Consider the following 24,327-nt stretch of genomic DNA (forward strand, 5'->3'; position numbering starts at 1 on the left):
TAAAGAAGATTTATTAGTATTGAACGACACGATCCTAAAAAGTGTATCAATATGTATAAAAAAATACTTCTCTTTTTTCTTTTACTCTGTTCACAGCATATCTATTCGCAATGTACAAATGATTGTGTTCCTCGTTGGGGATTAGCAACGTATGTATATGACCGAGTTTACGATTATAATAATCCTGACAACTATCCGTCAATAAATTACCCTGTTCCATTTCTTGACTTATACAGCTCGAATCCAACAATAGATAAGAAAATACGTGTATTAAGCTACCTTGACTATAATGATGGAATAACGGTTCTTAGTCACCTTTCTTCTAATGGTTATTTTCTTCCAACAGGAACGGTAAGTAGATATGAAGCACTAGCAGTCATCATGGAAGCGTGGGATATTCAGCCTGACTATACAGGTTCAGTTCCTTTCAATGATATCGGTCAAAGCAACCCATACTTTGGCTACATAAATGAAGCGGACGATAGAAATTTTCTTGATGGTTTGTTTGGAAGTAATTTCAATGGAAATTACGGAATAACGTTTAATGAAATGCAGACCATTATTTCTCGGGTAATGAATTCAAACTTTCATCCAGTTTCAAATTCAACACTTTTAAATCCGAGTAATTATTTCATGCCCAACAATTATACGCCTCAAAACCTTGGTATGGCTCGTGGTTTAGAACAAGGTGTATTTAGTCACTACGCTAAAAATAGTTTTGTCATTCCTGATAGAAAATTGAATTTAAACTTTTCTCATTATTACAGTACTCAAATGGTTGAGCTTCCTGAGTCATACTTTCCCATAAAACCCTTAGGTCGTGGTTGGACACATACATACAACTCTTATGTCATACGAGAAGATAATGTTGGCGAAGATTCAGTTGATTATTACTATATCGTTTGGGCAGACGGAACTATTCATATTTTCAATGAAGATGATGAGGAATATGTCAGCAAAGGAGTCTATGATGATTTTGATGAACTTAATAACGATAGATTGCGAATAGAAAAAAAAGATCAAACACGGTATTATTTTGAAAAATTAGACAACGACCAAAAAATATATTACCTCGTAGAAGTAAGAGACAAAAATGGAAATGAAATCAATATTGAATATCAGACAAGTGATGTTGATAATGATTTTGAGCGTATTGAATACGTTGAAGCACCTTCGGGAAAACGTCTAAACTTTTACTACCACAACAATACTGATCTTATTGATTACATAGATGATCCCATAGGAAGAGTTATACGATTTACATACAATGAAGAGCGATTGAAAAACTTTTACGATGCTAAAGATCAAAGAACAAGATATTACTATGTTTCAAATGATGAAGGCGCTCCCGAACAACATCAGTACAAACGTTTTTTACTCAGAAAAATAAGACTTCCCGAAAATAATACCATTGAAGCAGAATATGATGACGATGAAGACGGAAAACTTGAACACTACACAATAAATAACAATGAAGCTGTAGATGTAGATGTTCAATTTCATTATGGAGACAGCAATCCTATTACGGCAGATGTTTCTGTGCCAATGCCCAATGGTGGAAATCAAAACTATCATTATGAGTTCAACGGAGACGGAATGATTACTCAGTTTCAAGATGACGTTAACGACTTAGACATTACCTATCCTTCTTCTTCATCAAGCTTAACACCACTACTACCAACCAATGTTGACCTTAACGGTTTAGATATTGATTACGAATATGACGATAGGGGAAATGTAACTGAAATACAAAAGGAAGGCATTACCGATGAAGATTTTTGGTATGACAACGATAACAATCTTATTCGTTATGAAGATGCAAATGGTAACAACACTTACTTTAATTATGATAACAACAGCAACTTAACTTCAATTGAAGATGCTTTGGGTCACTATGTATCCTTAACTTATGATAATTACGGGCAATTAACGTCAATTACTAACCAAGAAGGAATTACAGTTAACTATACCTATGAAAACGATGGTGCGGTTTCTACCATTACGGCTCCAGAAAATCTAACATCTTCTTTTACCTATGATGGGGTAAATAGAATGCTCACTAAAACAATCAACGGATTAACTTCTTCGTATACCTATGATCCTAATGATAATCTGAATACTCAAACAAATTCTATCGGATTAACAACAAGCTTTAATTACGATGAGAATGACAATATGGTTTCAATTATCAATGCCAACAATATAGAAACAAGTTTTACCTATAACGATAAAGATCAGCTAACAAGTGAAACCTTCGGTTCATTAGTAAAACAATACATCTACAATGATGACGGAACCTTGGATAAATACATCAAACCAAGTGGTGCAGAAATAGAATATGATTATTTGAGTGATGGAAAACTCAATGGTGTCGGAACTATTACTGATCTTGACTATTACGGCTCAGGAAAAAGAAAAGACTTAATCAAAAGTATCGCAACAAATGATATCCGATATAATTTTGATTATGATCCATTAAATAGATTGGATGAAGTCGTTAATGACGATACCAATGAAACGGTAACGTATGATTATGATGATGTTGGAAACATTACTAAAATAACATATCCAAATTCAAGTTCGGGCGTGTCCGTAGAAGCACGCTATACCTATGATGTTAAAAATAGACTCATACGAGTACGAGCAAGAATCAATGGAAGTAATACAACCATTGCAGAATATCAATACCGTAATGATGATTTAATCAACAATATAATTTATGGAAATGGAATTACTACATATTTTTTCTATGATGAAGCAGGGAGGAAAACAGGAGTAAATCATACAGGAGTAAATAATAATCCACTATATAAAGAAGCTATTGAAATTGATAACAGAGGAAATATTATCAATCAAGGTGTAGAATATGAAGTAGCCTATGAGCACTTACATTTTAGCCCTAATACCAACGAACAAAACTTCAGTTACAATGAAAATAACCACATAGAAGGATCATATTCATTCAATGATGACGGAAATTTAATTTCTGATGGATATGCAACACATACATACAACATAGACGACCAACTTATCAGCCGATCAGCAAGTAGCGAAAATTTTAGCTTTACTTATGATGCCTATGGAAATAGAGTGTCAAAGACACATACACCCAATCTAGGAACGCGACGTTATATTTGGGATATTTTAGCTCAAAATATTATCCAAGAAACGAATGCTAGTGGATCGAATGTGCTCAGTAATCATATCTATGGTTTAGGTTTGGAGGCAAGTATCTCATCAACTGGCTTTATTCGTTACTATCATGGAGACTTACGTGGAAATGTTGTAGTAGTAAGTAATCAAGATGGAGAACGAATCAGAGACTACGTTTATGATGATTTTGGGAATGTAAAGCGTTTTAGCGTTGGATACAATCCTGACAATAATCCATTTACATTTTTAGGGAAGTATGGTATCATTGAAGACGATGGAGATAAAGGTCTCTATTATATTCGGGCACGATATTATGATGCAAGTATCGGTAGATTTTTAACCCAAGATCCAATTTGGAGTACAAATTTGTACCCGTATGCGGATAATAACCCGATTAGTAAGATTGATAGGAATGGTAAGTTTGTAGAAACTGCTCTTGATGTTATTTCACTGGGAATGAGCGCTAATGACTTTAACAATGATCCTAGTTTGACAAATGGTCTATTTTTAGCTTGGGACCTGGTTTCATTAATACCAGGAGTGCCTGGGAGTTGGGCTTTAAGAGGATTAAAATACGGTAACAAACTAATCGGTTCTAATACTCTTGCTAGATCAGCATACAAAGCAGTAGGCGAAATTACGACATCTATTAAAAATCAAGACCTTTTAAATCATTTAAACTCTTCATCAAAAGGAAATTGGGTTAAGGTTTATGAGGCAGGAATATTAAAAGGGAAGAAAGTCGAGATGCATTTTTTTAGAAACAATAATACAGGAGAAATATTTGATTTAAAGAAAAAATATGATTATTGGCATCAACAATATTTTAACAAGTTATGAATAAAAAATTAAGAAAAAATTTAATAGATCAAGCGATGAATGATTGGATTAATTACCATTCATCTTTCAATGATTATGTAAAAGATATTGAAGGATTTATAGAAGGGGAATCTACATTTGAGAATATTCAAAAAAAGCTTAATAATATTGATTTTAATAAACATGCATGGCAAGCAGAATCCTTAACACAAATTATAAAAATTTTTAATGCTGATAAAACTCTACAATCTCTAAGAGAAATTAAAAACTGCTAATAAAAATGAAAAATTTAATAAACATACTATTATTCATTATCCCAATCACACTCTTCGCACAAGTTCACGAAGAACAACGCATGTATGAATACGACAACCTAAACCGCTTGGTAAAGGTTGTTTTTTATAGCGGAATCGTTTACGAGTACAACTATGATAATCTTGGGAATCGCTTGGGTAAAACAGTAGATGTCGAGCTCCCGTACAACAATTTTACGGTAAATGCCATTGGTTTAAGCTGTATCAACTCAAACGATGGAAGTGTCATTATTGAAGCGTTAAGAAAAAATATATACGTGGTTCGCTTGGTAAATAGCGATAGTAATGTAGCGCAAACAATCACTTCACAAGCTATCAATAACTGGGAATTGCAGTTTGATAACTTAGATGGTGGCGAATATTATCTATATATCACTATTCAGGATATACCTGAAACTATATTTCAAAAAACATTTATTCTTAACATTGACGAACCTGAACCTTTAGAAATTGTGAATAGAATAGCAAACAACGGCAATAGTTTTGATATAGATTTCATTCACGGAACAGCTCCATATACGATAACAATCAATGGAGAAGTTATTGGAACAACCAGTAATTCAAGCTTTAATTTTGAGGGAAAAAATGGAGATATCTTAGAAATTACATCTTCTAAAGCATGTGAAGGAAAATATACGGAAATATTGAACATCGCTGACATGATTACCTTGTATCCCAACCCAACCAAAAAAATGCTGTTCTTTTCAATGCCATCTTCTTTCAAAGAGACCAATGTCATCATCCAACTCTTTGATATCAATGGAAAACAAGTTGGAAACTTTACACCAACTATTCAAGATGGAAAAACTAACATTAATATTGAATCACTTCCATCGGGCGTATACATTGTTAAAATTTCATCAGTCAACAATCAAACATTTAAAATCATTAAGCAATGAGAAAATTGTTATACATATTCGTAATTACAATCTTTGTGTCTTCATGTACTGATGATGAAATAGAAAACAATAACATTGCGCCGAATCCACCAAGCTTAATATTACCAAGTAATAATTCAACAGTGCTACAACAATACGAAGATCAAGAAGTGTTTTTTGAGTGGACAAACGCAACCGATCCAGATGATGATATTGTAGGCTATCGTTGGTATAGTGACACAGATCCAAATTTCAATAATCCGTATCATCATTTTACAACCACAAACAATACAACGGCATATTTTTACCCAAATCAAACGTACTATTGGAAAGTCCGAACCATTGACAGTAATGATAACATGAGTAATTATAGTCAAACATGGTCATTTTATTTAGATGGTTACAACGATCCACCATTTGAACCAATGTTGATCTTTCCAATTAATGAAACAGAATGTTCAAACAGTTATCTTACTTTTCAATGGAATAATGTGAATGATCCACAAGGAGATTCGGTAACATATAAATTACACATCGATACATCTCCACAATTTGATAATTCTCCTGATATATATAATGCATTTGGGAATAATAATTACACTTTAAATTTACCACTTGGAACGGCTCTGTATTGGAAAGTAGAAGCTTTTGATGGACAGGAAAGTTCATTTAGTGAAACAAGAAGTCTGTATACACAAGGAAATGGTGTAGTAAATTCAATTCCACAACTTCAATACCTAAGTCCTCAAAATGAAGCTGTCATTAATGGAAATTCCATAACACTTTCCTGGATAGGAAGTGACCTTGAAACCAATGGTTCAAACCTTGTGTATAGAGTATATGCTTCTCAAGTAGGAACGAATCTAGTTTTACTTCAAGAAAATAACAACATACAATATACACTTGGTAATCTCTCGTCTGGCTTGGACTATCAGTGGTTAATATATGTAACGGATGAAGATGGAGCGACCAATGTTGGAGATATACGAACCTTTAGTGTGCAATAAAAAATAACTAAAACTACAATAGCCTTATGTTTTCAATAATATACTTACTACAGAACATTCTGTTTATCCTTATAATCATTGGAGTTCTTAGACTCATTTTCGGAAAAGCTATACGAGAATATCATTCCAATTGGAGTACGCTCATTGATGGCTTCAAATACTCATCAGAAGATTTTTACGACAAGGTAAAAAAGGAGTTGTTATCTAAAGAAATTCAAGGCATTTCTACAACGTATATTTATCGTAATATTGGTGGATTGACATCAGGACAAAGAAAGTATTTAAGAGTTATGTGGAAAGAGTATGAATATGATATATGTGCATCTCCTTTTGGAACAGGCTTCTTTATCTCATGGTGGTTATTAACTAAAGATTCTTTAGCAAATAGACTCATAAAACGGATTCCGTTTGTGGGTAATTTTTTAGCTGACAAGCTATACCCAAAAACCTATTACAAAATAGATACGGCTTCCATGTTTATGACCTACGCAAACGCAACTGTTCAAAAAATAATTAAAGACATTATGAATGAAAAAGGAGTACGTGCCTTAACCGAACTTGAAAAGCAACCGGTACTCAACAACATATTCAAACGCTAGTGAATGCTGTCTTTAAGCGAACAAGCAACCCTTAATTTCTATCAATGGGAATATCAAGGTCGTGGTTACTGCCTCTTTGATACTCCCGTTCATATAGAACCGCCATATCTTCCTTTTCATCATGCTCATCTTTCATATGATGAATATATTGACGATGGTGAAATTCCTTCTCTGTTTAATCAGATAATAAGTATTTTTGATACACCAAAACAAGAGAAACAAACAAAGGAGGTTATCATTGAAGCCAACTTTCTGTCGGTAGATGAAGTTCCTAATCTGTGTGGAATTTCAGTATCATTTCCCAAAGCTTACGACATATCATCAACCATTACTACTGAATTCCTGAATATGCTTTCATTTAGTGAGCATAACATTTCATTTGAAATAATTGGTACTTACGACAGTATCAGCATTCAAATCGTAAGCAGTATTAATGATATGGTTCGCATTAAATCTCAACTCAAAGCATATTTTCCTCTTGCCATACTCAAACCTACTGACACTGATAGCCTTGGTTTTGATGATAACCGAACTATCGCAATATGCGACTTTGGATTACATAATGAATTTGTTCGTCCTATTCATATACCTCAATCGTTCAGTATTGACCCTTTAACGTCAATCATTGCTACCTTAGACACATTGAGAACAAATGACCTTGTCGTATTTCAAATGATATTTAAAGGAGTAACAGCTCCTTGGTCACGCGATATTCCTTATGCGGTAAGTGATGGAAGTGGCGGGTCATTCTTTTCTGATAGCCCTGAAATGTTAAGTTGTGCAAAAGAAAAAATATCTCAACCATTGTTTAGTGTTGTCATGCGTATTGCAAGTCAAGGAGCAGATGACCATCGAAGTCAGTACCTAGCAAGTGAACTTGCTCGAAGTATCTCTAAGGTATCACGTTCCAATTTCAACAGCTTAATTCCACTCTCCAACGAGGGATACGACTATGATTTTCATAAATATAACTTATTAGATAGAATTAGTAACCGATTTGGAATGATTCTCAACAGTAGTGAACTAACAACGTTTGTTCACTATCCGAATAAGACGATAGTTTCATCAAAACTTGGGATTCAGGGCGGAATGACTAAACGAGTAACAGAAGAATATATCAACAAAAAATATACTCTTGGAATTAATCATCATCATGGAGAATCACATATCGTAGGTGTTAATGATGAAGCACGATTACGACATACGCACATTATTGGCTCAACGGGAGTTGGTAAATCGACACTCATTGCTAACATGATGATTGAGGATATGAAGCATGGAAATGGTTGCTGTCTTTTTGACCCACATGGAGATATTGTTGAAGATGTTCTTTTGCGAATTCCAGAACATAGAAAAGATGATGTCATTCTCATTGACCCTTCAAATCTTGATTTCCCCATAGGATTTAATTTACTACACGCAACTACCGAAGCCGAGAAAATGGTGTTGAGTTCTGATTTAGTTTCTGCATTCAAACGTTACGCAACATCATGGGGGGATAAAATAGCTTCAGTTCTCTCGCAAGCTATCAATGCGTTCTTAGAAAATTCTGAAGGTGGAACACTCATTGAATTAAAACGATTTCTCCTAGAAGATACATTCAGAAAAGAATTTTTACAGAACGTAGATGACCCATCTATTCATTACTATTGGGATAACGAATATCAATATGCTAAAAGAGGAATTGCACCATTGCTAACAAGAATTGATACCTTCCTACGTCCCAAGGTTATTAGGTACATGTTTGCTCAAAAACAAGGCGTTGATTTTAAAGCCTGTATTGAACAAAAAAAGATTATCCTTATCAAACTATCACAAGGACTTATTGGAGAAGATAACAGCTATCTCTTAGGTTCGTTATTCCTTTCTAAGTTCAACCAAGTAGCGCAAGGCAGACAACAACTTTCAAAAGAACAACGTCATCCGTATTATATCTACCTTGATGAATTTCAAAATTTCATGACCAAATCAATTACTTCGATATTGAGTGGAGCGAGAAAATATGGTTTGGGATTAATCTTAGCACATCAAGAATTAGCACAAATTGACGACCCTAAAATATTGAATTCTGTTATCTCAAATCCATATATACGAATTTGTTTTCGTTTGGGAGATCGTGATGCCAAACAATTGGAGAATGGTTTTTCTTCCTTTGAAGCATCAGATTTACAAAGTTTAGGAACAGGACAAGCTATTATTCGTATTGGTAGTTCAAATAAGGATTGTAATATTTCTACGCAGATGCTTGCTGAGGTTAATGATACATCTACAATAATACGTGAATCAATAATCGAAAATTCTCAAAAAAACTATGGTAAACCAAAGGAAGAAATTGATGAGATATTAGAATTATTGCTACCTAAACGATCCGTTAATCATAAAGAGAAAACAGTAACAAAGATTCAAGAGAAGGAGCCTAAAGAGGATTCACAACCGCAAGTGACAAAGGAACAAACACCAATAGTAAACGAGGTTAAAGATGATAGTAATGATGAAGTAAGAACCAGTATTTCCGAAGCAGAAAAAAAGAAGTTAATAGAAGACGAAGAAGTTTCATTGCGAAATAGGGATCATAGTTACTTGCAAAATGTCATTAAGAAAATAGGACAGGAACGTAACTTTATTTCAACCATTGAAAAAGAAACAAAAGAAGGTGGAAGAATTGATATTACCTTAGAAAAAGATGCAATAAAAATTGCCTTTGAAATATCCATTACCAATAAGCCTCAATATGAAGTAAAGAACATCAAGAAATGTCTAAACAATGGATATCTTCCTGTGGTTATGATTTCAAAGAATAAACATCACTTGGATAAGATTGAAGCATTGGCAAAGCAAAAGCTCTCTGAAAAAGATTTTTCACAAGTATTATTTATCCAGCCTGATAGGATTGCTGAGGTACTTGATAGTATTGATGTAAATACGCAAACACGCCAAGAAGTAATCAAAGGATTTAGAATCACAACCGAGATAAATGCAACACCATCAACCGATGGAAAAAGTATTAGAGAACAGATTGTGAAGCTTCTTACCAAGAAAAAATAATAAAAACATATTACCTTGGATTCATTTTGGAGTCTTTGTAAATTTAGGTAAACGTAAAATAACGATAATATGAATGTAGGTATATATGTTCGTGTAAGCATTATTGATAAAAAGAATCAAGAGAGTCCTGAAATACACGAAAACAGAGGAAGAAAGTACGCAGAATTAAAAGGATGGAATGTAACAAAAGTATATACACTTCCTAGTATTTCGGGAAAGTCTACTATCAATCATAGTGAAACTAAGCGAATGCTCGAAGATATTAAAAGTGGAACTATCCAAACGCTCATCTTTAGTAAGCTTGCTCGATTGGCTCGTAATACTGAAGAATTAATCTACTATTCAAATTACTTTCAGAAGTACGAAGCCAATATGGTTTCTCTAGGGGAACATATTGATACATCTACTGCAAGCGGGAGATTATTCTACACAATGATTGGAGCGATGGGACAGTGGGAACGTGAGAACAATTTGGAGCGTATAATGGCTTCCATCGAAACAAGACGCGAAATGGGAAAAGTTGTTGGAGGTATTGCTTCGCATGGATATAAAATTGAAAACTCATATTTAGTGATCAATGAAGAAGAAGCACCTGTACGAAAACTTATTTATGAACTATTTCTTGAACACAAACGAAGAACTACTGTTGCTCGAATATTGAATGAACGAGGATATCGAACTCGACTCAATAAGAAATGGACAGATATGACAGTCAAAAGACTCATAAAGAATTCAGATGCAAAAGGTATTCGTAAATCAAATTTTAGAGGAAAGCGTACACCAGAAAATCCAAGTGGATTAAAACCTAAATCCGAATGGATATTTGATCCATGTCCTGTAATAGTTTCAGAAGACTTATGGGAATCATGCAACGCTATCTTAAGAGAACAAGAGGAAAAGAGCAATCAAAGAAAACCTCTTAATCAGCGAGTTCATTTATTTACAAGTTACTTGTATTGTCAAAACAATCACAAAATGTCGTTAGTAACTAAAACTAATAAATATACCTGTGTTCAATGTAAGCAAAGAATTGATAAAGATGACTTAGAAGAAATCTTTAAAACACGACTCGAACAATTTATTATTTCAGAAGAAGAAGTAAACAAATATTCTCAATCAAGTAACGAGGAAATTCAATTGAAAAAAGATGAAATTGAATTTGCTGAAAACAAAGCCAAGAAAGTTGATGAGAAAATGGATAGATTATTAACGCTCAATATTGAAGGAGAGATTCCTGTAAAAGGATTCAAAAAACATTATGAGCAATTATTAGAACAAAAAGATCAAATAGAATTGAATATTCAAACCTTACAAAGAGAACTTCAAGAGATGCTAGAAGCAAAAAGTTCTTTCTCCGAAGTGTTGCATCAATCAAAAGATTTATACAGTAAATGGCATACACTTGATCGTCCAGAGAAACGATACATCGTACAGTCAGTAGTCAATCGAATTGAATTCGATGGCAAGAATATAAACTTCAACTTAAAACAAATAGCTCCGCTATCTTCTTTGGAATTAAGTCAGAATGCCCAACACAATGGCACAACCTAATTGCGTGGAACAAAGTGGCAGAAATTGCAGAACAATACTTAGTAAAAGGAAAAGAAATTGCAATTGAAGGCAAATTAACAAATCGTTCCTACGAATCCAAAGAAGGCGAGAAACGTTACGTAACAGAAGTTGTTGTCAATGAACTATTAATGCTGGGGAAATAGATTCTTGGAATCTAATGTGGGTCTGTAAAGCGACTGATTCTTAGGAATTGGTCGCTGATTTCAGTATTGAATTCTCGCTGATTAATTTTTATAAAAAAAAGAAAGTAGTATCTTACAGGATGAAATCTATAGATTCCAATCATTTTATTTTTTAACTATGTACAAACACACCAAAAACAAAAACCAAAATAGTTTTCAATCTGTTGCAGAACAAAGAACAATTCAACAAAAAAGGAAACATCCAATTCAGTTAGTTGATAATAGAACTTCTTCTAAAAAAGCAAAAAATATGTTTAATACTTCTAAGGAAGTGATTCAAAAAGCGGATGATTGGAAAACTGGTAGTTTGAAAAATGAACATAAAAAAGCAAAAGAATACCCTGAAAGTTATTTAGCTTCTGGCGCAAAAGCAGTTGCTTCTGGAGTGGTAGCTGGTGGATTGGGACTAGTAGCTGGTGCGGCAGCAACTACCGCAGGAATTGCAGGATTGGCTGGCGCTGGCGCTTACGGACTGTATAATTTATGGAATAGAAAAAGTCATGCAGATAATACGCATACATTACATCATAAAGTAGCAAAATCTAAATTGGAAGATCATTATGGTAATTTACCGTCAGGGCAAAAACCACAAATGTTAACTGCTATGGGACTCGATCCTGGAGATGGTAGAAAAGCTATAAAATCATTTCGACCAAATCTTACACTAGGAAAAGCTCCTGATAAACGCTCCATTACTGATCCTGGTCAAGGATTTGATGGAAATGTATCTAAAGATGGATCTCATACACCGCGATCAAGACATTTAAGGCGCGTAGATCAATTGATAGACGGTGGAGGAAGTCATGCAGATATAAATACTGCATTAAGTGATTCATTAGCCGCACATAATGGTAGATTAGATACTACTTCAAACAAAACAGAAATAGATAAACGTAAAAGAAAGTTAAAAATGGCATAAGTACATCAAAGGATAAATAAAGTTTTGAATATTATTGATCACCTTCTTTTTCCTTATCCTTTTTGTTCTCTTTTCCAGTTGCTTTATTATTAGCATCTAAGCTAAAGATAGTTGCAGTATCAATATTTTCAGTATCAAATTCTAAATAAAAACCATGCAAGCCTTTAGCTTCATTCATAATTTCAGAATGTAGCTTACTAAAACTAATAGAATCGCCTTCGATAGTTAATGAAGTTGCGCAGAAGTTGCGCAATTTTTTTTGCAAATTATCATAATCAATATAAGCATTTGCATTTTGATGAATACTTATTTTTTGTTCAAACGTACTTAGTGATAAGCCAAAGAAAGACGCCATGGCAGTACAGGTAAGAAACAATGCTTTAATAAAATGTGAAGTGTTTTTCCAACCTTCTTGTGTAATTAAAAACAATGCTAATGCTGATAAAATAGAAAAAACTAAAAATAATGTTGATGAAGTAAAATGATACTTATATAACTTTAAAAAAGTAATTTCGTGTTGCTCTTTATATTTTTGAAGTGCATTATTCAGTTTTACCAAACTCTTTGATTGATTTTCAGTGGTAGCCACACAATTTTTAAGTCCTTCTTCTACATGGAGTTGGCTTACTTCATCCATTGGTTCCATAAGCTCTTTTCCCTCTTTTTCAGCATGATCCCTCAAAAGAAAAATCCCTACAGTAGTTAACACTAAAATAATAACAATCAATAATACGCTTTCTTTGAGTTGCTTTCTTTTTAACGTTTGTGCATCAGTTTCCATACGATTGGTATTGGTTTTGTGCTATTAAAGGTAGGAAAAAGATTGGAAATCACAGAAAACGAATATCAATAACAAAACCTAAGACGAACCGAAGCTTGTCTTAGATTTAGATTAATTAGTGTAAATAGTACTAATGATACGTTGTTAACATTCAGCTCTAGTAATATGATCACATATTCCAATACTCATCTGAACGCAAGGTCTTGTTGTGTATCGGATAGTAGGATCGCAATCTCTCGAATGAGGATTGCAATTAAAAGAAACGGGTCCTTTTCCTATTACTTCAATAGGAGAAAAATTAGAAATAGAATTTTTGTTAAGCTTTAATGATTTTAGATTCTTTTTTTTCATTACTTAATAATTTAGATACATCCCTAAATTTTAGAAATACGTATTAGGAATATTGACGCTTTTTCATGAAGAGTCATTTTTAATTATTTGTTACGAAAAAAAAGTGTAATTTTTTAATTGTTTAAAAAAGAGAAAGTTATGATTGTAAAAACTATTTCACTCGCTTCAAACCATCAATATCTTCAATCTTAATTTGTTTACCTTTAGTAGAAATTAAACCGTCTTTTTTAAACTGAGATAAAATACGAATAGCTGATTCTGTTGCCGTACCAACAAGATTAGAATAGTCTTCTCGTGAAAGAATAATGGAAAGCATGCCATCATCTGTTGTTCCAAAAGTAGTATAAATATATAGAAGTGCCTCTGAAAGTCGCTGTCTTACAGGTTTTTGTACCATATTCACAATGACATTGTCAGATTCTCTCAAACCTATAGCTATGCTTTTTAAAATATCCATAGAAAAGTTTGTGTTTTCGTTTAAACTACGTATAATTTCGCGCTTCGGAATAAAACATACTTGCATATCACTTAGTGCTGTTGCGCTCAAATTAGCACATTCTTTACTCACTAAAGAACGTTGTCCTAACAAATCACCTTTCACAACCAATTTTACAATTTGAATATTTCCGTTGGCACTCAATTTAGTCAATTTGCAAATGCCTTTACGGACACAAAATACACCATTCATTGTGTCACCTTCATTAAAAATAGGTTGTTCTTTTTTGATGACTTTAGATGTTTTACAATCTGAAATACGAATCAATTCTTCTTGGGTCAAAGATTTTAAAGAATGAAACTCTTTTACAATACATTGCTCACACTTATTCATAGCACGAAGTAAAGAATTATTAAAAAATTAAAGCATGACAAATATCATATTTTAAGATGGATTCATTTGTAACCTTTGTTACCATCTTATTTTAGGTATAAATGAGCAATAGTATGAATAATCAAACTACATGTTTTCATTGTGGTGATGCATGCATATCAACAGTCATACAACTAGAAGAAAAATCATTTTGTTGTTATGGTTGTAAAACGGTGTACGAATTATTTTCGGAAAATGATTTGTCGTGTTACTACGATTTACAAGCGTCTCCAGGAGCTATTCCAACAGAAATTAAAGGAAAATATGACTTTCTGTCGGAACAAAACATCATTGATAAATTACTAGAATTTAATGATGATACCACACAAATAGTTACGTTGTACATTCCGCATATTCACTGTAGTTCGTGTATTTGGATTTTGGAAAACTTGCACAAACTCAAATCAGAAATTTCGTCTTCACAAGTTAACTTTGGTAAAAAAACTGTTCGAATTACATACAATGCAACAACGTTTTCATTAAAAGAAACGGTGTTATTATTAAGTCAAATAGGCTACGAACCATACATCAGTTTAGAAGATTATTCAGCAGGAAAAAACAAAGTAAATAGGGCATTAATTTACAAACTTGGAATTGCAGGATTTGCCTTTGGAAACGTCATGTTTTTGTCATTCCCTGAATACTTTCAAGTCAGTGGATTTTGGATTGAGCAATACAAACCTGTCTTTCGTTGGTTAATGTTTGCCTTTTCAATTCCAGTGGTTTTTTATGCCGCACAAGACTATTTTATCTCAGCTTTCAAAGGCTTACGAGCTAAATTACTCAATATCGATGTGCCAATTGCATTAGGAATTTTAGTATTATTTGTAAGAAGTTCTATAGAAATAATGTTCGATTTGGGTTCAGGATTCTTTGATAGCCTTACGGGATTGGTCTTTTTTCTATTATTGGGTAAATTCTTCCAACAAAAAACATACACATTCCTATCGTTTGAACGCGATTACAAATCGTACTTTCCAATTGCGGTTACGAAAATTTCTAATGGAACAGAAACACCAATACAAGTGTATGATATTGAAAAAGGCGATCGTTTATTAATCAGAAATCAAGAGTTAATTCCTGTTGATGGAATCTTAATTAACGGAAATGCACAAATTGATTACAGTTTTGTCACAGGCGAATCGGAAACGGTTCAAAAACAATCGGGCGACAAAATATTTGCAGGTGGAAAACAAACGTCAGGCGTTATAGAAATGGAAGCCATCAAATCGGTAGAGCAAAGTTACCTCACACAATTGTGGAGTAATGCGGTATTCGACAAAAACAAAGAAGAAAGCTTTACAACCTTAACAAATACCATTAGTAAACACTTTACAATTACGGTACTTTCTATAGCGTTTATAGCAACTATTTTTTGGTTATTTTACGATCCAAGCAAAGCAATGAATGTATTTACAGCTGTCTTAATCATCGCGTGTCCGTGTGCAATTGCATTAGCCGCACCATTTACATTTGGAAACCTATTGCGCATTTTTGGAAAGTTAAAATTCTATGTAAAAAACGCAGGTGTCATAGAACAATTAGCGGCAATCAATACAATTATTTTTGACAAAACTGGAACGATTACTTCAAATCAAAAAAGTACGGCAAGTTATGACGGTGAACAATTAACCAAAGTTGAATCAACGCTGTTAAAAAATACCTTACGTGGTTCCAATCACCCATTAAGTAGGACGTTGTACAACATTTTAGAGGAACACAATATTGTAACGCTCGATCATTTTGAAGAACACCTTGGAAAAGGAATGACAGCAAGTTATCACAACACAAACATCAAAATTGGTGCGGCAACGTTTGTTGGTCATACAGAAGAATCAACTATTTTAAATACAACGGTTCACATCAGTACAAACGAAACGTACAAAGGAAAATATACGTTTTACAATTCGTATCGAAAAGGACTCTCAAAACTGTTTAACAAGCTAAAAAAAACCTACGATTTAGCAATTCTTTCAGGAGACAATGAAGGCGAACGTGAAAACCTAAAAAAACTATTACCATCCAAAACAAAACTCATCTTCAATCAAAAACCTGATGACAAGCTCGAATACATCAAATATCACCAACACGAAGGTGCAAAAGTACTCATGATTGGTGATGGTTTAAATGATGCTGGAGCCTTGGCACAAAGTGATGTCGGAATTGCTTTGTCGGAAAATGTAAATGTATTTTCTCCTGCGTGTGATGCCATTTTAGATGCTTCAAAATTCAATCAATTAGATCGATATGTGAAGGCTTCACAATCGGCAATCAACATCATCAAATGGAGTTTTGTGCTTTCGTTTATCTACAACACTATTGGACTTTATTTTGCCATTACAGGACAATTAGCACCAGTTATTGCGGCAATCTTAATGCCATTGAGTTCTGTCAGTATTGTAGTATTTACAACTATTTGCACATCTTTCATAGGAAGAAAGCTTACGTAAATTGAACACTGAATGGAGCCGAAGTTCAAAAGATAATTAGTCCTTAATTACAACAAATGTCTAGTCGAGCGCAGTTGAGACTCAATACAAGTAGTAAGTCAACTAACTTCTCGACTGCGCTCGAAGTGACACATTAAATCTTACCACTTCTTATCAAGAATCATCCTAAACTAAACATAACGACGCATAAAATCCAAAACATGATAAATGTCATTTTTTAAAAAATCATACGCCCGTACTTTTGAACCATAACTTCAATAGGTATGAGTGTTATATATGTTTTACTAACCATAAGTATTGTTGTCGCAATCTTCTTTTTCGTGGCGTTTATCATAGCGGTTCGAAGCGGACAATTTGACGACAGTTACACACCATCGGTTCGAATGTTATTTGAAGACGAATTGGTCAAAGAAAAAACAACAAAACAAAACTAACTACAACAATAAATCAGTATAATTATGGAACTCCAACAATTTTATTACGATAATAAAATCGTTAAAAAATTCATCTACGCAACCATCGTTTGGGGAATCGTTGGAATGTTAATAGGTTTACTATTAGCGTTCTTATTTTTATTTCCAACTTGGTTTGAAGGTGTTTCTTGGCTAAGTTTTGGTCGTCTACGTCCATTACACACAAATGCAGTAATCTTTGCCTTTGTCGGGAATGCCATTTTTGCGGGTGTTTACTACTCGCTACAACGATTGCTAAAAGCCCGAATGGCAAGTGATTTGCTCAGTAATATCAACTTTTGGGGATGGCAATTAATCATTATTGGAGCCGCAATTACACTTCCATTAGGATACACAACTTCCAAAGAATACGCCGAACTCGAATGGCCTTTTGATATTGCAATTGCTATTATTTGGGTTGCGTTTGGTACAAACATGATTTGGACCATCTTAAAAAGAAGACAACGTCACTTATACGTAGCGGTTTGGTTTTACCTAGCAACATTTGTTACGGTTGCAGTATTACACATATTCAACAGTTTAGAATTGCCTGTAAGTGCTATGAAAAGTTACTCGGTATATGCAGGAGTACAAGATGCGTTGGTGCAATGGTGGTATGGACACAATGCAGTAGCATTCTTCCTAACAACACCATTTTTAGGACTGATGTATTACTTCATTCCCAAAGCGGCAAACCGACCAATTTACTCGTACAGACTATCCATTGTGCATTTCTGGTCGTTAATTTTCATATACATCTGGGCAGGACCACATCATTTACTATACACAGCGTTGCCAGAATGGGCGCAAAACTTAGGAGTTGCGTTCTCAGTAATGTTACTCATGCCTTCTTGGGGAGGAATGATCAACGGATTACTAACACTTCGTGGCGCATGGGATAAAGTACGAACTGATCCTGTGTTGAAATTCATGGTAGTAGCAATTACAGGGTATGGTATGGCAACCTTTGAAGGGCCATTATTATCCTTAAAAAATGTAAATGCTATTGCACACTTTACCGATTGGATTATTGCCCATGTACATGTTGGAGCCTTAGCTTGGAACGGATTCTTAGCGTTCGGTATGATCTATTGGTTGGTGCCAAGACTATTTAAAACAAAACTATTTTCTAAAGGATTGGCAAATGCACATTTTTGGATTGGAACCTTAGGAATCATCATGTATGCATTGCCAATGTATGTTGCCGGATTTACACAAGCATTCATGTGGAAACAATTCGGAGACGACGGACGATTGGTATATGGAAACTTCTTAGAAACGGTTACAGAAATAATGCCAATGTATTGGATGCGTGCCATAGGAGGTTCATTATACATATTCGGAATGTTCTTCTTAGCATATAACATTGTGATGACAATTGTTAGATCTAAAAATAAAGTAACAGACGAATTAGCAGAAGCACCAGCATTGCAACGTGTTTCTAAAAAACGTACCAAAGGAGAAGGATGGCACACGTGGTTAGAACGTAAGCCGATAAAACTTACCATCTATGCTACAATTGCAATTTTAATTGGTGGAATTGTACAAATTGTACCAACCATCATGATTGATTCTAACATTCCAACCATTGCGGAAGTCAAGCCGTACACACCATTAGAATTGGAAGGTAGAGATATTTACATCAGAGAAGGTTGTGTGGGTTGTCATTCACAAATGATACGACCATTTAGAAGTGAAGTAGAACGCTATGGCGAATATTCTAAAGCAGGAGAATTTGTGTACGATCATCCATTCTTATGGGGAAGTAAACGTACCGGACCCGATTTGCATCGTGAAGGTGGATTAAAATCAGATTCATGGCACTTTAAACACATGTATGATCCGAGAGGAATAGAAGAAAAATCTATTATGCCATCGTATCCTTGGTTGATACGAAATGCCTTAGACAGATCGATGACGCAAGACAAAATGGAAGCTATGGTTACACTTGGTGTTCCGTATTCGCAAGAAGAAATTACAGATGCGTTGAAATCAATGGACGAACAAGCATTAGGTATTGTACGAAACCTATACGATGATCCTGATTTAAAAAAATCATTTGAAGAAGCTAAAAAAGCAGCGGCTGAAACTGGAGAAACATTCATTCCTGTAAAAGATCGTGAAATTACGGCACTCATTGCCTACTTACAACGCTTAGGAACGGACATTAAAGTAAAAGACGAACAAACAACACAAAAATAAGTAGCATGCTAAAATTTGTAAAAAATCATATGGAGAGCATCACAGGGATAGAAATATATCCACTCATCTCCTTACTCATCTTCTTTACCTTTTTCGTAATACTATTTTGGTGGGTAATCACAGCAAAAAAAGAATACATCACAAAAGTGAGCAATATTCCATTAGACAATCAACATAACAACCAAACACTATGAGAAATCTAATTCCATCCTGGATTCGAGTCTTAGTCATATTCTTCCTATTATTTGGAGGTATTGAATATTTCATGGACTCTGGAGATCGACCAGCATTTATGGCAGAACCAATGGTGATGCTATTCTTGCTCTTAGTTTTATTAATACTAATAGCAATTGAAGGTATTGTAGCTGCTTTGGAACGTATTTTACTAAATAGTTTAACACCAGCTCAAAAAGAAGCCTATTTAGCAAAGAAAAATAAAGTTCCAGAATTTAAATGGGTTAAAGAAACGTATAAGAAATTACTCGGTTCAAAACCAATTGAAGAAGAAGCCGAAATTATTCTAGATCATAATTATGACGGAATTAAAGAGTTGGATAACAACTTACCACCTTGGTGGATATATAGTTTCTACATCTCTATCTTTTTTGCTGTAATTTATATGGTTAAATATCATGTATTCAATGGAGAAAATCAATATGATGAATTGGCGGTTGAATATGTTGAAGCTGACAAAGCCTATCAAGAATATTTAAAAACAGCCAAAGATTTAGTAGACTATAAAACGGTTGTGGTACTTACAGAACCTAGCGATATCAATGCAGGAAAAGCAATATTTACCAAAAACTGTGTAGCGTGTCATTTAGTAGATGGTGGCGGAAGTATTGGCCCAAACCTAACAGATAAACATTGGATTTTGGGTGGTGGCATAAGCAATGTATTCAAAACAATTTCAGAAGGTGGACGAAGCGGAAAAGGAATGGAAGCTTGGAAAAAACAGCTAAAACCATCTCAAATAGCGCAAGTAGCAAGTTATGTGCTGCATTTTCAAGGAACAACACCTGCGGTACCGAAAGCTCCTGAAGGAGAAATTTGGGTTCCAGAAGTTTTAGAAGAAGAAGTAGATGAAACTCCTAAAGTAGAAGAAAATATCAACGTAAAAGATTCAATACAAGTACTAACGGAAACACCAACAAACTAACATAGTTACTGTGGAAACGCCAGAAAACGAAAAATTTAGAGATTCCATCGGAACGATAAATGAAGAAGGAAAACGCGCTTGGATATTTCCAAAAATGCCAAGTGGAAAATACTATGAATGGCGAAAAATTGTCAGTTACATATTACTCACATTTTTAGTAGCGGCGCCTTTTATCAAAATAAACGGAAACCAATTTTTGTTATTCAATGTGTTGGAAAGACGTTTCAATATTTTCGGATTTCCATTTTGGCCACAAGATTTCCACTTGGTAGTGATTTCCATGATTATTGGAGTCATATTTATCACACTATTTACGGTTGCTTTCGGACGAATATTTTGCGGTTGGATTTGCCCACAAACCATCTTTTTAGAAATGGTTTTCAGACGTATTGAGTATTGGATTGATGGCGACAGAGGAAAGCAAATTCGATTGGATAAACAAGCTTGGAATGCTGAAAAGATAAAAAAACGACTCTTAAAATGGTGCATCTTTTTAGTGATTTCGTTTCTAATTGCGAATGTGTTTTTAGCCTATTTAATAGGAAGTGATCAACTGATACAAGATATTACAGACGGACCTTTTAAACATTTAGGAACGTTATTTCCATTGCTAATTTTTACAGCAGTATTCTACTTTGTATTTGTATGGTTTCGTGAGCAAGTATGCATTATAGCGTGTCCTTACGGAAGATTGCAAGGTGTATTATTAGATGATAAATCAATATTGGTGGCGTACGATCATAAGCGTGGAGAAGGCGAAAATGGACGTAAAAAATTTCGGAAGAATGAAGATAGAGCCGAATTAGGCAATGGCGATTGTATTGATTGTTTTCAATGTGTAAATGTATGCCCAACAGGAATTGACATCAGAAACGGAACACAATTAGAATGTGTCAATTGTACGGCTTGTATTGACGAGTGCGATACCATAATGGAAAAAGTAGACTTGCCAAAAGGCTTGATTCGGTATACAAGTGAATCTGAAATTGAAAAGAAAGAGAAATTCAAATTTACACCACGATTAAAAGGATATACCGCAGTTTTGGTCATTTTGACTGGAGTTTTAATAGGAATGTTGATGATTCGGAATGATGTAGAAGCAAACATTTTACGATTATCAGGTCAATTATATGAAACAAAACCAAATGACAGAATCAGTAACGTATTTACCTATAAACTTATAAATAAAACAACAGATTCTATAGATGAGGTACATTTTAAAATTCGAAAATACACAGGCGGAACGATAAAACCTGTGACAAACGCTGAAAATTTTGTCATTCCAAGACAAGGAATTGCGGAAGGCACGTTGTTTATAGAAATTCCGAAAAGTCAATTGAAAAACGGAAAAAATAAAATTACAGTTGATGTGTATAGTAAAGATGAATTGATAGAAACAACTTCGGTAAATTTTATTGGTCCATCAAGTTATAACTAAGTTACCGTGAAAACGGGAATCTAAAAATTGTATCGAGAACTACTTTGAAATAATAAAAAAGGGTAAGTGTAAATATTCTCGCAATGACAAAAACGAAGACTAAAACCGCATTAAGGATTGAGGCGACATCCTTTTATCGTCAGTTTGAGTGAATTTGATGGATCAATAGCGTTGAGACAACAAATTTGTATCGAAAACAAGATAAAAGATATAGCTGAAAGCCTGACCTTCGTTTTTTCGAAGGAAATGCCATAAAAAACAACACACATGAAGATAAATTGGGGAACAGGAATCGTATTAGCATTTATAGGCTTTATAAGCTTCATAATGTACTTTGTGATTAATATGAATATTAAAAAACAATACGATCATGATTTGGTAACGGAATCATATTACGAAGCCGAATTGAAATATCAAGGTGATATTGATAAGTTGAAAAATGCGCAAAAATTGCCTGAAAATGTTTCGTCGGAACGTATCAGTTCGGGAATTGTATTGAAGTTTCCAACATCGTTAACTGAAAAAAAAATAAAAGGAAAAGTGTTCCTATATAGACCATCGGGCAAACAGCACGATTTCGAAATGCACATTTCGTTATCTGATCACACATTGCTCATACCTGACAATCGTTTGCTAGATGGTCGTTGGGACATAAAAGTAGATTGGACGTACGATGACGAAGCGTATTTGTATAAGGAGGTTTTGGTGTATTAGTAGAAAAAGGTTAAAGAGTTTTTGTTTGGAATATTGTCACTCTCATGTCATTCCTGCGAAGGCAGGAATCCATTCTACAGATACATAGATTCCGCATCAGGTGCGGAATGACAAAGAATAAAAAAATAAGTTTTTTTGATGTTGATATCAGGTTTCATATTAGGATTGTTAGGAAGTTTTCACTGCGTTGGTATGTGCGGACCAATTGCGTTTATGTTGCCTGTAGATCGTACAAATAGTTATAAAAAAGCAGCACAAATATTTTTGTATCATATGGGACGATTGTTGTCGTATGCAACGATTGGACTCGTATTTGGGTTGCTTGGAAAAAGCATTTACATTTTTGGTGTACAACAAAAACTTTCTATTGTAATTGGTGTGTTAATGATTGTTGCCATTAGTCTTCCATATAAAACATTTAGTAAGTATAACTTCTCGAAACCTATTTTCAAAATCATTTCAAAAATCAAGTCAAGTTTAGGCGCACAATTCAAAAAGAAACGCTTGGATACATTTTTCACCATCGGTTTTCTGAACGGTTTTTTACCGTGCGGATTGGTTTATATGGCGGTTTTTGGTGCTATAGCAACTGGAAGCATTTACCAAGGAAGTTTGTATATGCTATTGTTTGGTTTGGGAACAATTCCGCTCATGACAACCGCAATTTATTTGGGTAAATTTTTAAATACTTCTATAAAACAACGCATTCAAAAAGCGATTCCTGTATTAGTAGTTTTGATAGGTGTTTTGTTTATTTTTCGCGGTTTAGGATTGGGAATTCCGTACATTTCTCCTGCACCAAATGCTGGTTTGGTTACGAATACGATGAATTGTCATTAAGCTTTTCATAAAGTTTGTTCACTTTTGGTTGAATAATCCAAATGCCAATGAAATAAAACCATAGTAAAAAGAACTCTCCTAAGAATTCACTAAACTCAACTTTTCTTTGTACTTCTGCGGTTTTTATGGTTTTAGAAACAAAATATAATGTATGAAAAATACAAAACATAGAGAATAAGTGTAGCGGAATGATAAGTGCATAAATCCACTCAAAACCTTCTTGTGATGTTGCAATAATTCCTGCCATGTGAAGCATAATAAATGTGATATAAGCTAAAGGGATAAAGAAAAAAACTTTGAATTTAGTCACGTTCATTTTAATCGTTGAAGGAATACAGTGTTGCAATCCAATAGCTATGGACCAAAACCAGCCAAAAAATATAGACATAAATACGATCATAATTAATGGAAAGATTTGAAAAAAATCTATAAAATTTTCAGGATCTGGATTTGTTTCGGTACCAAAAGTTGAAAACATCGTGTACATTATGTAAAATTGAAAAAGTAATGGAAGTCCAAGTAATATGATGAATAGTTGCCAATGTTTTGCCTTTAAAAAAGTGTGTATCATATAAATTTATATT

Annotated in this window: 19 protein-coding genes and 1 pseudogene; 17 read left to right on the forward strand and 3 right to left on the reverse strand. The window is 34.0% G+C overall.

The features are described 5' to 3' along the window. The first annotated feature begins 51 nt into the window (after positions 1-51). The 9 genes and pseudogenes from ACQ654_RS15930 (at position 52) to ACQ654_RS15970 (ending at position 12,488) form a co-directional block, all read left to right on the forward strand. The gene (locus tag ACQ654_RS15930) at positions 52-3,993 is read left to right on the forward strand and encodes an RHS repeat-associated core domain-containing protein (protein ID WP_430411337.1); all 3,942 of its coding nucleotides are present in this window, start codon (positions 52-54) and stop codon (positions 3,991-3,993) included. Further along, complete coding sequence (locus ACQ654_RS15935; RefSeq protein ID WP_430411338.1) at positions 3,990-4,247, forward strand: hypothetical protein; 258 nt, start codon at positions 3,990-3,992, stop codon at positions 4,245-4,247. Before ACQ654_RS15930 ends, ACQ654_RS15935 begins: the two co-directional genes overlap by 4 nt. A gap of 5 nt (positions 4,248-4,252) precedes the next feature. Beyond that, positions 4,253-5,185: a T9SS type A sorting domain-containing protein gene (locus ACQ654_RS15940; RefSeq protein WP_430411339.1), complete on the forward strand. Its 933-nt coding sequence runs from the start codon at positions 4,253-4,255 to the stop codon at positions 5,183-5,185. Further along, a complete protein-coding gene (locus ACQ654_RS15945) occupies positions 5,182-6,171 on the forward strand; it encodes a hypothetical protein (RefSeq protein WP_430411340.1) in 990 nt (329 codons plus the stop codon). The genes ACQ654_RS15940 and ACQ654_RS15945 overlap by 4 nt, the downstream gene beginning before the upstream one ends. Before the next feature lie 26 nt (positions 6,172-6,197). After that, positions 6,198-6,770: a hypothetical protein gene (locus tag ACQ654_RS15950; RefSeq protein ID WP_430411341.1), complete on the forward strand. Its 573-nt coding sequence runs from the start codon at positions 6,198-6,200 to the stop codon at positions 6,768-6,770. A 348-nt stretch (positions 6,771-7,118) separates the two neighbouring features. After that, complete coding sequence (locus tag ACQ654_RS15955; RefSeq protein WP_430411342.1) at positions 7,119-9,815, forward strand: type IV secretory system conjugative DNA transfer family protein; 2,697 nt, start codon at positions 7,119-7,121, stop codon at positions 9,813-9,815. Positions 9,816-9,884: 69 nt separating this feature from the next. Continuing rightward, positions 9,885-11,366 (forward strand): recombinase family protein, encoded by a 1,482-nt coding sequence (locus ACQ654_RS15960; RefSeq protein ID WP_430411343.1) that lies wholly within the window; start codon positions 9,885-9,887, stop codon positions 11,364-11,366. Continuing rightward, a pseudogene (locus ACQ654_RS15965) lies at positions 11,345-11,530 on the forward strand (single-stranded DNA-binding protein); the annotation flags it as partial. The gene ACQ654_RS15960 and the pseudogene ACQ654_RS15965, both read left to right, overlap by 22 nt. 157 nt (positions 11,531-11,687) lie before the next feature. Continuing rightward, complete coding sequence (locus ACQ654_RS15970) at positions 11,688-12,488, forward strand: hypothetical protein (RefSeq protein WP_430411344.1); 801 nt, start codon at positions 11,688-11,690, stop codon at positions 12,486-12,488. 31 nt (positions 12,489-12,519) lie between these two features. Here the strand turns inward: ACQ654_RS15970 and ACQ654_RS15975 are convergent, their stop codons facing one another. Beyond that, on the reverse strand, positions 12,520-13,269 hold the full coding sequence (locus ACQ654_RS15975) for a hypothetical protein (RefSeq protein ID WP_430411345.1): 750 nt from the start codon (positions 13,267-13,269) through the stop codon (positions 12,520-12,522). Positions 13,270-13,771: 502 nt separating this feature from the next. After that, positions 13,772-14,449 carry a Crp/Fnr family transcriptional regulator gene (locus ACQ654_RS15980; protein WP_430411346.1) on the reverse strand — a complete coding sequence of 226 codons (678 nt, stop codon included), beginning with the start codon at positions 14,447-14,449 and terminating at the stop codon, positions 13,772-13,774. 113 nt (positions 14,450-14,562) lie between these two features. Between ACQ654_RS15980 and ACQ654_RS15985 the strand changes: the two genes are divergently transcribed. From ACQ654_RS15985 to ACQ654_RS16020, 8 genes are all read left to right on the forward strand, one after another. Then, the gene (locus ACQ654_RS15985; protein ID WP_430411347.1) at positions 14,563-16,938 is read left to right on the forward strand and encodes a heavy metal translocating P-type ATPase; all 2,376 of its coding nucleotides are present in this window, start codon (positions 14,563-14,565) and stop codon (positions 16,936-16,938) included. A 263-nt stretch (positions 16,939-17,201) separates the two neighbouring features. After that, positions 17,202-17,372 carry a cbb3-type cytochrome oxidase assembly protein CcoS gene (gene ccoS, locus ACQ654_RS15990; RefSeq protein ID WP_430411348.1) on the forward strand — a complete coding sequence of 57 codons (171 nt, stop codon included), beginning with the start codon at positions 17,202-17,204 and terminating at the stop codon, positions 17,370-17,372. A 24-nt stretch (positions 17,373-17,396) separates the two neighbouring features. Further along, positions 17,397-19,592 carry a cytochrome-c oxidase, cbb3-type subunit I gene (gene ccoN, locus ACQ654_RS15995; protein ID WP_430411349.1) on the forward strand — a complete coding sequence of 732 codons (2,196 nt, stop codon included), beginning with the start codon at positions 17,397-17,399 and terminating at the stop codon, positions 19,590-19,592. A gap of 5 nt (positions 19,593-19,597) precedes the next feature. Next, on the forward strand, positions 19,598-19,786 hold the full coding sequence (locus ACQ654_RS16000; protein WP_430411350.1) for a CcoQ/FixQ family Cbb3-type cytochrome c oxidase assembly chaperone: 189 nt from the start codon (positions 19,598-19,600) through the stop codon (positions 19,784-19,786). After that, positions 19,783-20,751 carry a cbb3-type cytochrome c oxidase N-terminal domain-containing protein gene (locus ACQ654_RS16005; protein ID WP_430411351.1) on the forward strand — a complete coding sequence of 323 codons (969 nt, stop codon included), beginning with the start codon at positions 19,783-19,785 and terminating at the stop codon, positions 20,749-20,751. Before ACQ654_RS16000 ends, ACQ654_RS16005 begins: the two co-directional genes overlap by 4 nt. Positions 20,752-20,761: 10 nt before the next feature. Further along, positions 20,762-22,189: a cytochrome c oxidase accessory protein CcoG gene (ccoG, locus tag ACQ654_RS16010; RefSeq protein ID WP_430411352.1), complete on the forward strand. Its 1,428-nt coding sequence runs from the start codon at positions 20,762-20,764 to the stop codon at positions 22,187-22,189. Between the two features lie 267 nt (positions 22,190-22,456). After that, positions 22,457-22,903 carry a FixH family protein gene (locus ACQ654_RS16015; RefSeq protein WP_430411353.1) on the forward strand — a complete coding sequence of 149 codons (447 nt, stop codon included), beginning with the start codon at positions 22,457-22,459 and terminating at the stop codon, positions 22,901-22,903. A gap of 138 nt (positions 22,904-23,041) precedes the next feature. Further along, the gene (locus tag ACQ654_RS16020; RefSeq protein ID WP_430413032.1) at positions 23,042-23,743 is read left to right on the forward strand and encodes a sulfite exporter TauE/SafE family protein; all 702 of its coding nucleotides are present in this window, start codon (positions 23,042-23,044) and stop codon (positions 23,741-23,743) included. On the opposite strand, the gene ACQ654_RS16025 is transcribed toward ACQ654_RS16020, so the two are convergent. After that, positions 23,718-24,314, reverse strand: a complete 597-nt coding sequence (locus ACQ654_RS16025; RefSeq protein ID WP_430411354.1) for a hypothetical protein — start codon at positions 24,312-24,314, stop codon at positions 23,718-23,720. The genes ACQ654_RS16020 and ACQ654_RS16025 overlap by 26 nt on opposite strands. Between the last annotated feature and the right edge of the window lie 13 nt (positions 24,315-24,327).

Source organism: Kordia sp., from assembly GCF_965283645.1.
Lineage (GTDB): Bacteria > Bacteroidota > Bacteroidia > Flavobacteriales > Flavobacteriaceae > Kordia.

Excerpts from the sequence above, each read along its gene's own strand:
- ACQ654_RS15930 (WP_430411337.1), top strand. The coding sequence starts at position 52 with ATGTATAAAAAAATACTTCTCTTTTTTCTTTTACTCTGTTCACAGCAT.
- ACQ654_RS15935 (WP_430411338.1), top strand. The coding sequence starts at position 3,990 with ATGAATAAAAAATTAAGAAAAAATTTAATAGATCAAGCGATGAATGAT.
- ACQ654_RS15940 (WP_430411339.1), top strand. The coding sequence starts at position 4,253 with ATGAAAAATTTAATAAACATACTATTATTCATTATCCCAATCACACTC.
- ACQ654_RS15945 (WP_430411340.1), top strand. The coding sequence starts at position 5,182 with ATGAGAAAATTGTTATACATATTCGTAATTACAATCTTTGTGTCTTCA.
- ACQ654_RS15950 (WP_430411341.1), top strand. The coding sequence starts at position 6,198 with ATGTTTTCAATAATATACTTACTACAGAACATTCTGTTTATCCTTATA.
- ACQ654_RS15955 (WP_430411342.1), top strand. The coding sequence starts at position 7,119 with ATGCTTTCATTTAGTGAGCATAACATTTCATTTGAAATAATTGGTACT.
- ACQ654_RS15960 (WP_430411343.1), top strand. The coding sequence starts at position 9,885 with ATGAATGTAGGTATATATGTTCGTGTAAGCATTATTGATAAAAAGAAT.
- ACQ654_RS15970 (WP_430411344.1), top strand. The coding sequence starts at position 11,688 with ATGTACAAACACACCAAAAACAAAAACCAAAATAGTTTTCAATCTGTT.
- ACQ654_RS15975 (WP_430411345.1), bottom strand. The coding sequence starts at position 13,269 with ATGGAAACTGATGCACAAACGTTAAAAAGAAAGCAACTCAAAGAAAGC.
- ACQ654_RS15980 (WP_430411346.1), bottom strand. The coding sequence starts at position 14,449 with ATGAATAAGTGTGAGCAATGTATTGTAAAAGAGTTTCATTCTTTAAAA.
- ACQ654_RS15985 (WP_430411347.1), top strand. The coding sequence starts at position 14,563 with ATGAATAATCAAACTACATGTTTTCATTGTGGTGATGCATGCATATCA.
- ccoS (WP_430411348.1), top strand. The coding sequence starts at position 17,202 with ATGAGTGTTATATATGTTTTACTAACCATAAGTATTGTTGTCGCAATC.
- ccoN (WP_430411349.1), top strand. The coding sequence starts at position 17,397 with ATGGAACTCCAACAATTTTATTACGATAATAAAATCGTTAAAAAATTC.
- ACQ654_RS16000 (WP_430411350.1), top strand. The coding sequence starts at position 19,598 with ATGCTAAAATTTGTAAAAAATCATATGGAGAGCATCACAGGGATAGAA.
- ACQ654_RS16005 (WP_430411351.1), top strand. The coding sequence starts at position 19,783 with ATGAGAAATCTAATTCCATCCTGGATTCGAGTCTTAGTCATATTCTTC.
- ACQ654_RS16015 (WP_430411353.1), top strand. The coding sequence starts at position 22,457 with ATGAAGATAAATTGGGGAACAGGAATCGTATTAGCATTTATAGGCTTT.
- ACQ654_RS16020 (WP_430413032.1), top strand. The coding sequence starts at position 23,042 with ATGTTGATATCAGGTTTCATATTAGGATTGTTAGGAAGTTTTCACTGC.
- ACQ654_RS16025 (WP_430411354.1), bottom strand. The coding sequence starts at position 24,314 with ATGATACACACTTTTTTAAAGGCAAAACATTGGCAACTATTCATCATA.